The 11,992-nt window shown below is 75.6% G+C and carries 12 protein-coding genes; 4 read left to right on the plus strand and 8 right to left on the minus strand.

Annotated features, from left to right (window positions below; all coding sequences use genetic code 11):
- Window positions 1-131: 131 nt before the first annotated feature.
- Window positions 132-1,382: an FAD-dependent oxidoreductase gene (locus ACFWH7_RS05890; RefSeq protein WP_378215536.1), complete on the minus strand. Its 1,251-nt coding sequence runs from the start codon at window positions 1,380-1,382 to the stop codon at window positions 132-134.
- A gap of 103 nt (window positions 1,383-1,485) precedes the next feature.
- Between ACFWH7_RS05890 and ACFWH7_RS05895 the strand changes: the two genes are divergently transcribed.
- Together ACFWH7_RS05895 and ACFWH7_RS05900 are read left to right on the plus strand one after the other, a co-directional pair.
- Window positions 1,486-2,067 (plus strand): TetR/AcrR family transcriptional regulator, encoded by a 582-nt coding sequence (locus ACFWH7_RS05895; RefSeq protein WP_378215537.1) that lies wholly within the window; start codon window positions 1,486-1,488, stop codon window positions 2,065-2,067.
- Between the two features lie 32 nt (window positions 2,068-2,099).
- Window positions 2,100-3,200 carry a squalene cyclase gene (locus ACFWH7_RS05900; RefSeq protein WP_378215538.1) on the plus strand — a complete coding sequence of 367 codons (1,101 nt, stop codon included), beginning with the start codon at window positions 2,100-2,102 and terminating at the stop codon, window positions 3,198-3,200.
- On the opposite strand, the gene ACFWH7_RS05905 is transcribed toward ACFWH7_RS05900, so the two are convergent.
- From ACFWH7_RS05905 to ACFWH7_RS05920, 4 genes are all read right to left on the minus strand, one after another.
- Window positions 3,125-4,198 carry an ABC transporter substrate-binding protein gene (locus ACFWH7_RS05905; RefSeq protein WP_378215539.1) on the minus strand — a complete coding sequence of 358 codons (1,074 nt, stop codon included), beginning with the start codon at window positions 4,196-4,198 and terminating at the stop codon, window positions 3,125-3,127. The genes ACFWH7_RS05900 and ACFWH7_RS05905 overlap by 76 nt on opposite strands.
- Before the next feature lie 93 nt (window positions 4,199-4,291).
- The gene (locus ACFWH7_RS05910) at window positions 4,292-5,074 is read right to left on the minus strand and encodes an ABC transporter ATP-binding protein (protein WP_378215599.1); all 783 of its coding nucleotides are present in this window, start codon (window positions 5,072-5,074) and stop codon (window positions 4,292-4,294) included.
- A 116-nt stretch (window positions 5,075-5,190) separates the two neighbouring features.
- Window positions 5,191-6,267: an iron-enterobactin ABC transporter permease gene (gene fepG, locus ACFWH7_RS05915; protein WP_463054452.1), complete on the minus strand. Its 1,077-nt coding sequence runs from the start codon at window positions 6,265-6,267 to the stop codon at window positions 5,191-5,193.
- Window positions 6,268-6,293: 26 nt separating this feature from the next.
- Entirely contained in the window at window positions 6,294-7,388 is a 1,095-nt protein-coding gene (locus tag ACFWH7_RS05920) for an iron chelate uptake ABC transporter family permease subunit (RefSeq protein ID WP_378215540.1), read from the minus strand.
- Between the two features lie 232 nt (window positions 7,389-7,620).
- Here ACFWH7_RS05920 and idi point away from each other — a divergent pair, with 232 nt between their 5' ends.
- Entirely contained in the window at window positions 7,621-8,217 is a 597-nt protein-coding gene (gene idi / locus ACFWH7_RS05925) for an isopentenyl-diphosphate Delta-isomerase (RefSeq protein ID WP_047230875.1), read from the plus strand.
- A 25-nt stretch (window positions 8,218-8,242) separates the two neighbouring features.
- Here idi and ACFWH7_RS05930 read toward each other — a convergent pair whose 3' ends face one another.
- From ACFWH7_RS05930 to ACFWH7_RS05940, 3 genes are read right to left on the minus strand one after another with little or no spacing between them, the layout of a single operon-like run.
- Window positions 8,243-9,013, minus strand: a complete 771-nt coding sequence (locus ACFWH7_RS05930) for a hypothetical protein (protein WP_378215541.1) — start codon at window positions 9,011-9,013, stop codon at window positions 8,243-8,245.
- Window positions 9,010-9,825, minus strand: coding sequence for a hypothetical protein (locus ACFWH7_RS05935; protein ID WP_378215544.1), 816 nt, complete (start codon window positions 9,823-9,825; stop codon window positions 9,010-9,012). The genes ACFWH7_RS05930 and ACFWH7_RS05935 overlap by 4 nt, the downstream gene beginning before the upstream one ends.
- Window positions 9,822-10,826: a WXG100 family type VII secretion target gene (locus tag ACFWH7_RS05940; RefSeq protein WP_378215545.1), complete on the minus strand. Its 1,005-nt coding sequence runs from the start codon at window positions 10,824-10,826 to the stop codon at window positions 9,822-9,824. Before ACFWH7_RS05940 ends, ACFWH7_RS05935 begins: the two co-directional genes overlap by 4 nt.
- Before the next feature lie 191 nt (window positions 10,827-11,017).
- Between ACFWH7_RS05940 and ACFWH7_RS05945 the strand changes: the two genes are divergently transcribed.
- The gene (locus ACFWH7_RS05945; RefSeq protein ID WP_378215546.1) at window positions 11,018-11,866 is read left to right on the plus strand and encodes a class I SAM-dependent methyltransferase; all 849 of its coding nucleotides are present in this window, start codon (window positions 11,018-11,020) and stop codon (window positions 11,864-11,866) included.
- Window positions 11,867-11,992: the final 126 nt, after the last annotated feature.

Below are 11,992 nucleotides of genomic sequence, written 5' to 3' on the forward strand. Positions count from 1 at the left end.
CAGAGAGACTGTCCGGCGGCGCGCCCCCGACCTCGCGGCCCCTCGCCCGCCCGGTCGCGCGGGCCCGCCCGGGCGCCCGGGGGGGCGGGCGGCGGGCGCGCCCCCCCCCGCGCCGCGTGCTCGGCGGTCGCTCAGCGGACTGGCTGTGGCGCCGCGTCCGTCGCCGGCAGCGACGGCGCGTCGCCGCCCGCCCGGAACATGCGCCGCACGAGCGGGCGCAGCGCGCGCGACAGCATGACGCCGGTCGTCGCGCGCAGCACGGCGGCCTCCGCCCGGCTCCCGGGCACCATGCGCGCGATGCCCCCACCGGGGATCTTCTTGCCCGCCTCGACGAACGGGGCGACGTCCGCCGCGTAGCGCCGCGCCGCGCCCGTGGCGTCGTCGGGGGTCGCGCCCAGGTGCGTGGCGAGGAGGTACGCGCCGACCAGCGCGGTCGCGGTGCCCTGGCCCGTCATGGGAGAGCCGCACGACGCCGCGTCCCCGAGGAGCACGACCCGGCCGGCGACGGGGTCCGGGACGTCGATCCGCACGAGCTCGTCGAAGTAGAGGTCGGACGCGTGCGACATCGCGTCGAGGACGGTCGGGGCGTGCCAGCCGGCGCCCCCGAGCAGGCCGCGGACCAGCGCCTCCTGCCGCGCCCGGTCGCCGCGCAGCGCGGGGTCCCGGTCGACCCGGAGCGTGAGCAGGGCCTTCGAGGTCGAGGGGTCGCGGTCGGGACGGATCCCGAACGTCGCGCCCGGCACGAACCGCATCGCGAACCAGCCCGGCTCGACGTCGTCGGGCGTGGGCAGGGTGAAGAACGCCGCGTAGCCGCCGAGGTAGGTCGCGAACTGCTCCTCCGGCCCGAAGGCGAGGCGGCGGGTCGCGGAGTGGACGCCGTCGGCCCCGACGACCAGGTCGAAGCGGGCATCCTGGGCGTGCTCGAACGTGACGTCCACGCCGCCGGCGTCCTGGGCGAGCGCGGTGATGCGGTCGCCGAAGCGCAGGTCGAGGAGGCCCGGCGCGTCGTCGCCCGCCGCGACGAGCGCGTCGAGCAGGACGCGCGCGAGGTCGCCGCGCGCGATCTCGATCTCCGCCACGGCGCCCTCGCCGTCGAAGTCGGCCATCGACATGCGGCCGAACACCCGACCCCGACTGTCCACGTAGGCGAGACCCTCCTCGTGCACGCGGTGCTGCTCGACGCCGGGCATGACGCCCAGCCGGCCCGCGACCTCGCGGCTCGCGCCCCGGAGGTCGACGGCCTGGCCCCCGGGGCGCGGTGCCTGCGCACGCTCGACGACGGTGACGCGCTGACCCTGGCGCACGAGCTGGAGCGCGAGCGCGAGGCCCGCGATGCCGCCGCCGGAGACGAGGACGTGCGGGGTGTGGTCGGTGCTGGTCATGTCGGTGCCCTCCGTTTGGACGTTCGTCTTACACGGATGTCTAACAGGCGGGTGGCACGCTTGTCTAGGACGAACGTCTGAACCGCGCGATAGGCTGTCGCCCGTGGGAAACCGTGAAGACCTCCTCGCCGGCGCGCGCCAGGTGATCGTCGAGCGCGGCGTCGCCAAGGCGACGGCGCGCGAGATCGCCTCCGCGGCCGGCGTCAGCCTCGCCGCGATCGGCTACCACTTCGGTTCCAAGGAACGGCTCCTCACGGAGGCGCTCCTGGAGTCGCTCGGCAGCGGCATCGGCGACTCGATGGAGGCCGTCGTCCAGGACACCGCGTCGCTCCCGCTCCTCGAGGGGTTCGCCGCCCTGTGGAACCGCATGCCCGAGGTGTTCGCCGCGCACCGCGAGGCCCTGCTCGCGAGCCTCGAGAACTCCGTGCGCGTCCTGCGCGACGGCGAGGCGAGCCGCGAGCTGGCCGCAGCGACCGGGCAGGGCTACCTCGGCATCCTCGAGCACCTGCGGGCGGCACGGCCCGAGCTGAGCGAGGACGACCTCGCGGCCGTCGCCCGGCTCGACTTCGTGCTCGTGCAGAGCCTCGGCATCCTCTGGCTGCTCAACCCGGACGCGGTCCCGAGCGGGGACGAGCTCGCGCGGGCCGTGGCCGTCATCGCCGGCCGGGCGGACGACGAGGGCTGACGCCGCACGCGTACCGGGCGTAGCGTGACCGGATGGCCGCCGCCACTCCCGGAGGGCCGCCCGAGGACGGGCTGGTCGACTGGTTGCTCGACGCGGACCCGGCGCTGCAGTGGCGGGTCGAGCGCGACGTCGTGCACGCGCCTCCCGAGGTGTGGGAGGCGACGCGGGCGCGCGTCGCGACCGAGGGCTTCGGTGCGCGCCTGCTCGCGCTGCAGGACCCTGACGGCCAGTGGGCCGGCGGCGCCTACTTTCCCGCGGACGTCGGCGCCGTCGACGCCGCGACCGACGCGGCGTACGACGCCGGGGGCAGGCCCGAGGAGGGTCAGCCGTGGACCGCGACGACCTGGTCGCTCGTCGCGCTGCGCGAGTGGGGGCTCGACCCGGGCGTGCTGCGCGCGCGCCGCACGCCCGAGCTGCTCGCGGCGCACAGCCGCTGGGAGTACGACGACCTGCCCTACTGGGGCGGCGAGGTCGACTGGTGCATCAACGGGTACACGCTCGCGGCGGGCGCCTGGCTCGGGGTCGACGTGTCGGAGCTTCTCGCCGCGGTCCTCGCGGGTCGGCTGCCCGACGGCGGGTGGAACTGCGCGTGGGTGGAGGGCGCCACGGTGTCGTCTTTCCACTCGACGCTCAACGCGCTCAAGGGCCTCCTCGCGTACCAGGAGCTCGCGAGCGGCAGCGACGAGCTGCGGGCGGCGCGTCGCTCCGGCGAGGAGTACCTGCTGCGCCGGGGCCTGTTCCGCCGCCTGAGCACGGGCGAGCCCGTCGGCGACTGGGTGTTCCGCCTCGCGTACCCGTTCCGCTGGTACTACAGCGTGCTCAACGCGCTCGTCTACCTCCGCGAGGCGTCGCTGCTCGACGGGACGCCACCGGACCCGCGCGCGGCGGACGCCGTCGAGCACGTCCGCCGCGCCCGGCGCCCGGACGGCACCTGGCTCCAGGGCCGGCGCCACCCGGGCCGGGTGTGGTTCGAGGTCGACGCGCCCGCGGGCGAGCCGTCACGCTGGCTCACCTACCACGCGACCGTCGTCCTGGACTGGTGGGACGGCGCGGGCCGTCAGGACGTCGGTGCGCCCGACACGACCTCCGCGCCGTCGAGCACCGCGATGAGCTCGTCGAACCACTCGACGTAGCTCGCGTAGGTGAACGGCCGCTTGTCGTCCCACCCGACGACCTGGCCCGCCTGCACCGCGGGGAGCCCGGCATAGACCGGGTTGGCGGCCATGGCCTCGTCGGAGCCCGTGTAGCTCAGCACGACGTCGGCCGGGTGCTCCGGCACGCGCTCCCAGCTCAGCTCGGCCCAGCCCTCCTGGTCCTGCGGCCCGCCGATCGTGAAGCCGAGCTCCTCGAGCAGCGCGAGCTGGCCCAGGTTCTTCTGGCCGACCCACAGCTGCTCCGCGCCGTTGAGCGGCAGGATCGTCAGCGGTTTCTCCGCCGCGATGCCGCGCAGCGTGTCGAGCCGCTCGTCGAACGCGGCCTTCGCCTCCGTGACCTCCGGTGAGTCGACGTCGCCGCCGAGCGCTTCCGCGAGCGACGCGTAGTCCTCGATCACCTCGACGACCGGGCGGCCCGAGAACTTCATGCCGACGAACGGCGCGACCGCCGTCGCCTCCGTGGTGACCTTCTCGTCCCACCAGGTCCAGGCCGTGCCGTCCTCGTTGCCGAACCCGATCACGAGGTCGGGCTCGAGCGCGAGCAGCTTCTCCAGGTTGAGCTCGGCGTCGGCTCCGACGACCTCCATCTCGTCGACCCGGGCGTTGCCGATCGACAGCGCGCCGGCATCGGAGAAGCCGTAGCCGAACACCCCGGCGGGCCGCACGCCGTAGTCCCACAGCGCGGCGGCGGTGTAGCCGTCGACGACCAGGTCGTCCGGCGCCTCGTCGAGCGCGTACGTCGTGCCGTGGCCCGAGGACGTCCAGGTCCAGCCCTCCGCGGACGCGGACGGGGCCGCGCCGTCGTCCGCGCCGTCGGCGCTCTGGTCGGTGGCGGTCGAGCACGCCGCGAGCGTGGCCGCGAGCCCGACGGCGAGCGTGCCCGCGGCGAGGGAACGCACCGGGCGCCGGGGCCGGGTCGCGCGGGCCAGCGCGGGCAGGGCGGGCAGGGTGGACGAGGGACGGGTGCTGCGGGTCATGCGTTGCTCCTCCGACGAGGCGGTGCGGGCGAGCGCAGGACGGTGGGGGGCCGGTCGGGCGGGTGAGTCGACCGGCGGGGAACGGGGCTGCGGTCAGGCGCGGCGGGGACGACCCTCGGGCACGACGAGCGGCGTTCCCGTCACGGGGTCGGCGATGATGCGGCAGGGCAGGCCGAACACGTCCTCGACGAGCTCGGCCGTCACGACGTCCGCCGGCGCACCCTCCGCGACGACCGCGCCGTCCTTCATGGCGATGAGGTGGGTCGCGTACCGGCACGCGTGGTTGAGGTCGTGCAGCACCGCGACGAGCGTGTGCCCGCGGTCGCGGTTGAGGTCGGCGCACAGCTCCAGCAGCTCGATCTGGTGCGCGATGTCGAGGAACGTCGTCGGCTCGTCGAGCAGGAGGATGGGGGTCTCCTGCGCGAGCACCATCGCGACCCAGACGCGCTGGCGCTGCCCGCCGGAGAGCTCGTCGACGAGGCGGCCCGAGAGCTCGGTCGTCCCGGTCGCGGCGAGCGCCCCGACCACCGCGGCCTCGTCCTCGCGCGACCACTGCCGCAGGAGCTTCTGGTGCGGGTAGCGCCCGCGCGCGACGAGGTCGGCGACGGTGATGCCCTCGGGGGCGATCGACGTCTGCGGCAGGAGTCCGAGGCGGCGCGCGACCTCCTTCGCGGGGATCGAGGAGATCGAGCGGCCGTCGAGCACGACCTGCCCGCGCGACGGCTTGAGCAGGCGCGACAGCGCGCGCAGCAGCGTCGACTTGCCGCACGCGTTCGGCCCGACGATCACCGTGAACGACCCGTCGGGGATGCTCACGTCGAGGTCGGAGGAGATGACGCGGTCGTCGTAGCCGACCGTGATCCCCTCGGCGTGCAGGCGGTCCGCGGGCGGGACGCGGTCCGCGCGCGCGTCGGTCGACGCGTCGGCGACGCTCGGGGCGGCCGCGAGGTTCGTGAGTGCCACCGGGGTCCTTCCGGTCTGCGGGTTCGTGGTCACTTGCGGGCCTCGCGCACGAGGAGCCACACGAGGTAGGCGCCGCCGACGCTCACGGTGACGACGCCCACGGGGAGCTGGGTGGGCGCGAACGCGCGCTGGGCGACGAGGTCGCTCGCGGCGAGCAGCACGGCGCCCATGACGGCGGCGGGGAGGATCCGCACGCCTGCGGCGCCCGTGAGGCGGCGCGCGAGCTGCGGGGCGGCGAGCGCGACGAACGCGATGGGCCCGGCCGCCGCGGTGACGAGCGCCGTGAGCGCGACGCCGACGATCACGACGGCGAGGCGCACCCGCTCGCGGCGCAGGCCGAGGGCGGCCGCGGCGTCGTCCCCGAGCTCGAGCAGACCCATGCGCGGCGCGAGCCACACGAGCGGCAGCGCGAGGAGCGCCGCGAGCACGCACGCGGGCACGGCCTGCGCCCAGGTCATGCCGTTGAGCGACCCGGCGCCCCACACGGCGGCCGCCATCGCGGTCTCGAGGTCCGCCTTGATGATGAGCCACTGGTTGACGGACGCGAGCATCGCGGACACGGCGATGCCGACGATGATGAGCCGGAACCCCTGGACCCCGCGCCGGTACGCCAGGAGGTACACGACCCCCGCGGTGACGATGCCGCCGACGAGCGCGCCCGCCGCGACGCCGACGTACCCGCCGCCGAGCAGCATGATGACGACGAGCGCGCCCGTGTACGCGCCGGTGTTGAACCCGATGACGTCGGGGCTGCCGAGCGGGTTGCGCGTCAGGGACTGGAAGATCGCGCCGCTCGCGCCGAGCGCCGCGCCGAGCACGAGCGCCATGAGCGCGCGCGGCAGGCGCCACTCCACGACGACCATGTGGACCGGCCCGTCGGCCGCGCCCACGAGCGCCTGGAGCACCTGCGGCACGGTGAGCGGGTAGTCGCCGGTGGTCAGCGCGACGACGCCGATCGCGAGCGCGACGAGCAGCAGCACCCCGCACACCGCGAGCGTGCGCAGGTCGAGCCGCAGGCTCGCGCGGCCGCCGAGCCCGCGCACCACGCGCGTGGGGCGGCCGAAGTCGACGCGGTGCACGCCGCCGCCGCGCACGGACGGGTCCACGGGCGCGTCGTCCCGGACCGGGGCGCTCACAGCCCGCTCGCCTTCGAGCGGCGCACGAGCGCGATGAGGACGGGGGCACCGACGAACGCGGTGACGATCCCGACCTGGAGCTCGCCCGGCGTGACGACGACGCGGCCGACGACGTCGGACACGAGCAGCAGGACCGGCGCGAGCACGGCCGAGTACGGCAGGATCCAGCGCTGGTCGGGGCCGACCGTCCAGCGCGCGACGTGCGGCACCATGAGCCCGACGAACGCGATCGGCCCGGCGGCCGCCGTCGCGGCGCCGCACAGGAGCATCACCGCGACGCCGACGAGGATGCGCGTGCGCCCGACGTGGGCGCCGAGCGAGCTCGCGAGGTCGTCGCCGAGCGCGATGGTGTTGAGCGGGCGGGCGACGACGAGCGCGATCACGAGCCCGACCACGACGAACGGCGCGATCGTGCCGGCCATCTCCGTCGTGCGGCCGGCCAGCGAGCCGGCGCCCCAGAAGCGCATGCGGTCGAACGCCGCGGGGTCGAGCAGCGTGATGCCCTGCGAGACGCCGCCCAGGACGGCGCCCAGCGCGACGCCCGCGAGGGTCAGCCGTACCGGCGTCGCTCCCCCGCGCCCCTGCGACCCGATGGCGTAGACCGCGACGGTCGCGACCACCGCCCCGGCGAACGCGAACCAGATGAAGGACTGGATGTCCGTGAACCCGAGGAACGCGACCGCGAGCACGACGGCGAACGCGGCCCCGGCGTTGACGCCGAGGATGCCCGGGTCGGCCAGGGGGTTGCGCGTCATGGCCTGGATGAGGCCGCCCGAGACCCCGAGCGCGGCGCCGACCAGGAGGCCGACGACCGTGCGCGGCAACCGCAGGTCGCGGATGATCACGTGGTCGCCCGAGCCGTCGTACCCGGTCAGGGCGTCCCACACCGTGCCGAGCGGGACCGGCTTGGAGCCGACGACGAGGCTGAGCACGATCGCGAGCACGAGGACCGCGACGGCGACGAGCAGCCCGAGGCTGCGACCCGCGTTGGTGCGGGCGACCCCGGCCGGACGGTCGTCGCGGTCCGTCGCGGTCCGGAGGGTCCCGTCGGGGACGTCGGCCGGCGCGTCGGCGGTCGCGGGCGAGGTCATGGTGCTCGGATCTGCTCGGGGGGCGCGTGCCCGGTCGGTCGGCTGCGAGTGAGGTTACCCTCACCTTAATTCACTCCGGGGTGGGCTCGGCAAGACGGTGCGTCGAGCCGTCGGCGTGACTCCCCTCACGGCCGGGCGGCCGCCCGGCCCTCCGCCCGGGCCCGCCACGGGCGTGCCACGGACTCCTGACAGCGGTTCCCCGTCCCGGACCGGCGTGTGCGAGAGTGGCCGCATGACCTCGCACGTCCCCGTCGCTGCCGACCACGTCGTCACCGTCGACGACCAAGGTCGACGGACCGGCACCTTCGAGCGCGCCGCGGTCCACACGACCGAGACGCCCCTCCACCTCGCCTTCTCCTGCTACGTGCTCGACGACGCGGGCCGCCTCCTGCTCACGCGGCGCGCCCTCGCGAAGCGCACGTGGCCGGGCGTGTGGACCAACTCCTTCTGCGGGCACCCGCGCTGGACCGAGACCACCGAGGAGTCGATCGTCCGCCACGCGCGGCACGAGCTCGAGCTCGAGATCGCGGGCCTCGAGGTCGCGGTGCCGGGCTTCCGCTACCGCGCCGTCGACGCCTCCGGCGTCGTGGAGAACGAGATCTGCCCGGTCTACGCGGCGCGCGCGGCGGGCACGGTCGAGCCGAACCCCGACGAGGTCATGGAGACCGCCTGGGCGGACCCGCGCGACGTCGCGCGCGCGGTCGCCGCGACCCCGTGGGCGTTCAGCCCGTGGATGGTCCTCCAGGTCGCCGCTCTCGGCGCCGCGAGCACCGAGGGCGACGGCCCGACGGCGCGCCTCGCCGCGGCGTTCGGACCCACCTCGGCCTGACGCCGGGCGACCGTCCGCGACAGGCTCAGCGAGTCGTCTGCGGGTGCCGCGCCCGGGCGCTGCGCAGCCGGTCCGGGACCGCGAGACGGTCCGCACCCTGCGGCGAGACCTGGACGGGCTGCGCGGGCAGGGCGAGCGCCTCGACGTGCTCCGCGCCGGGCACCCCCGCCGCGCGCGCGGCGTCGCCCAGCGCGCGCACGACCTGCTCCTGGCGACGCGGGTCGCGGGCCGAGAAGACCCAGAGGTCGACGGCGGTCGCGGTCGTGAGGTCGACGTGCAGCCCCCGAGCGCGCGCCTGCCGGAGCTGGCTCGGCGCGACCCCCACGAAGGTCACGGCGCGGCGTGACCAGAGCACGGTGCGCGACGCCGTCGACACGCCGCGGTCGGTGAGCAGCAGACCGAGGGTGCGCGGGCTCGCGACGGCGGCGCGCACGGTCCGGACGTCGAGGGCCGCGAAGGGCACCGCGACCGGGCGCAGGAACGGGGCGAACGAGCCGACGAGGATCCCCTGGTCGAGCACGACCAGCTTCTCGGACCCGAGGAACCAGAGGATCACGGCGGCGATCGCCGCGAACGACGGCAGGAGGTAGCCGATCGCGGCGGGCCCCGCGTTCCCCACGAGCGCCGGCCCGACGGAGAACACGAGCACCAGGACCACCGTCACCGCCCACGCCGGGGCGTTCGGCGTCGCCGCCGACACGTGCCGGACCGTGCCGAGGCCCGACCGCTCCGCGTGGTGCCGGACCTTGCGCGTCGCGCGCGCGCCGGTCGCGGTCCCCGTCATCGGCCCGCTCATCGGCCGAGCAGCTCGAGCGGGAGACGGCGGACCGTGGCCGCCCCGACCTCGGAGAGCGTGAGCGAGGTCGGCGCGCCGTCGGCCCCGTGCTCGCCGCCCCGGACCGTGTACACGCCGTCGGGGGTCGCGTACACGCTCACCTGCTCCAGGAGGTCGGATCCCGCGTGCACCGCGCCGAGCGTCGTCACGGCCAGCGCTCCCGCGAGCTCCGGCAGGCTCGACGCCCGGGCGGCGAAGTCGTCGGGCGTGAACGTCTGGGAGCGACCGTCGAGCAGGGCCTGGGAGGCCGGGTCGACGAAGACCGCGAGCCGGCCCGCGAGCTCGGACAGCGGGTAGACGCTGAACGCGTGGTGGCCGCTCGGGGCGACCTCCTCCTCGAGCACGCGGTCGTCCTCGTGGAGGTAGACGTACACCCAGTGCCGGCCGAGCGACGTCGTGCGCTCGACGGACAGGATGGCGTTCGCCGTGCGGCGCAGGACGAGCGGACCCGTGATCTCCGGGACGGCCTCGATGCCGACGGCCGGCCGGCCGTCCACGGGCTCGGCCGCGGTCGCGTCCTCGCTCGGTACGACCATGCCGCGGGCGAGGAGCGAGCGGAGCGCCACGCGGCCCACGAGCGCGCGGTCCGCGCCCTCCTGCGCGTCGAGCCACGGGACCGCCACGAGCTGGGGGTTCTGGAGACCGTCGAGGATGACGATCTCCTCGTCGGTGAGCGTCACGACGTGCGTGGTCTCGCCCGCGACCGCCCGCGCGAGCGTGCGCTCGGCCGCGGCGACGTCCGACGCGGACCACCGCATGGTCTGCTGGGTCACGAGAAGAGTCCTCCGACGAAGTCACCGGCGGCGGAGAGACCGTCGCCGATCGCGTCCCCGACGTCGGACGCGACGTCCCCGATCGTATCGACCGCGTCGCCCGCGAAGTCGGTCACGGTGTTCCACCCGTCGGCGAGGTACGGGCCGGGGTTGGTGGCGAACCCGGAGATCGCGTCCCAGTTGTCGACGACGAGGTTCCCCAGCGCCCAGGCGCCCGCGACGACGCCCGCGCCCACCACGATCCCGATGCCCACCGGGTTGGTGAGCATGCCCGCCATCATGAGCATCGTCCCCGCGCCGCCCACGACCGACAGGCCGCCCATGACGCGGTCGACGCCGCCCCGGACGCCGTCGTACTCGGTGTTGAACATCTGGTTGACGCCGCCGATGACGCCGAACAGGCCGCCGACGCCGCCCACGAGCCGGCCCGCCGTCCCGAGCCCGCCCAGGAACCCCATCGCGTCGTCGAGGACCATGCCGCGCGCGAAGACCGACGCGCTCGCAGCGGCGTCGGAGAGGTCGGCGAGGCGGCTGGCCTGCAGGAACGCGGTGAGGGACTGGCCGACCTTCCAGGCCTTCAGCGTGTCGAGGACGTACGTCCCCGCCTCCGCGAGGGTCTCGCCGACGTCCCAGATCGACCCGGCGAGCGGGGTCCCGCCACCGAGCGGTCCGCCGCCGGGCCCCGTCGGCAAGCCCGGGCCGGGCACGCCGGGGGACGGGATCGTGCCGCCCTCGGTGCTCGTCAGGTACTGCTCGTCGGCGTTGCGCAGCACCGCCTGCGACGCCTCGGCGAGCGTCTGGCTCACCCCGCGCAGGAGCGCCACCGAGGACCCGGTCCACTCGCCCCGGAACTGGTCGGCGTCGCCGCCCTGCCACCGGCCAGCGGCCTCCACGAGGCCGCTGACCTCGGACGTCGTGCTCACGAGCTGGTCGGAGGCGGAGCGCAGCGACTGCGCGAGCCTCCTCAGCTCGGTGACGTCGGCGCCCCACATCCCGCTCACGTCGTCCTGGTCCCCTCGTCGGTCGATCCGTGTCCCCCGCCGGGCCCGTGCGTCACGGAACGCACGAAACGGGCATCGGGGAGGCTACCGCGCGCACGCGCCTCGCGGCGATGGGGAGGACTCCCCGGCGGCGCGCGACGGGACCGGCGCGCATGTTCGGCGACGGCGCCCGCACGGGTGACAATCGACGCATGCCAGCCGCGGTCCCCGACACCCCCGCCACCTCCGACCGGGCGACCGACGTGCCCGTCCCCGTCCGGGACGCCTCGTTCGAGGAGCACGTCGCCTGGGCCCGCGCCGTGCCGGTGGTCGGGTTCGACCTCTCGCCCGTGGCGGAGCGCGTGGTCGAGGACCCGCTGCCGTGGGACTACGCCGCGCTCGCTCGTGAGCTGGTCGGCAGCGGCCGCGGCCCGGTGCTCGACCTGGGGACCGGCGGCGGCGAGCTGCTGTCCACGCTCGGGCCGCTGCCCGCCGGGTCCGCGGCGACGGAGGGCTGGGCGCCCAACCTGCCGGTGGCCCGACGTCGGCTCGAGCCCTTGGGCGTCGACGTCCGGCCGGTGGACGGCGACGAGGAGCAGCTCCTGCCGTTCTTCGACGACCAGTTCGCGGTCGTGCTGGACCGGCACGAGGAGTTCGACCCCGACGAGGTGCTGCGCGTGCTCGAACCGGGCGGGGTGTTCCTCACCCAGCAGGTCGACACCCGCGACGGCCTGCGCCTCAACACGGCGCTCGGCGTCGAGCTGCCGTGGGACCCGGACTCGGTGACCCTCGAGGCCGCGGTCGAGGTGCTGCGCGACGCCGGGTTCGTCGTGGACGTCGCGCGCGAGCACGAGGGCCTGCGGCGGTTCCGCGACCTGTCGTCCGTGCTCTGGTACCTCAAGCTCATGGCGTGGCAGGTCCCCGACCTGGCGTCCCTGTCCCCCGAGGCGGTCGCCCGGTACGAGGCGCCGCTGCGCGCCCTGCACCTGCACCTCGCCGCGGGCCACGAGTTCGTCGACGAGGCCCCGCGCTTCCTCGTCGTGGCCCGCAAGCCCTTCTGAGAGACGCCCACCCCTGCCCACCCCTGGCGTGGGGGGGGGTGGGTCGAGGGGGAGCGCGGGGGGCGCGCGGCGGGGTTAGTGTCTAGGCGTGTGCGTGGGGGGGGGGGGGGGGGTGTGGCGCGCGGC

Source organism: Cellulosimicrobium cellulans, from assembly GCF_042723955.1.
Taxonomy (GTDB): domain Bacteria; phylum Actinomycetota; class Actinomycetes; order Actinomycetales; family Cellulomonadaceae; genus Cellulosimicrobium; species Cellulosimicrobium cellulans_H.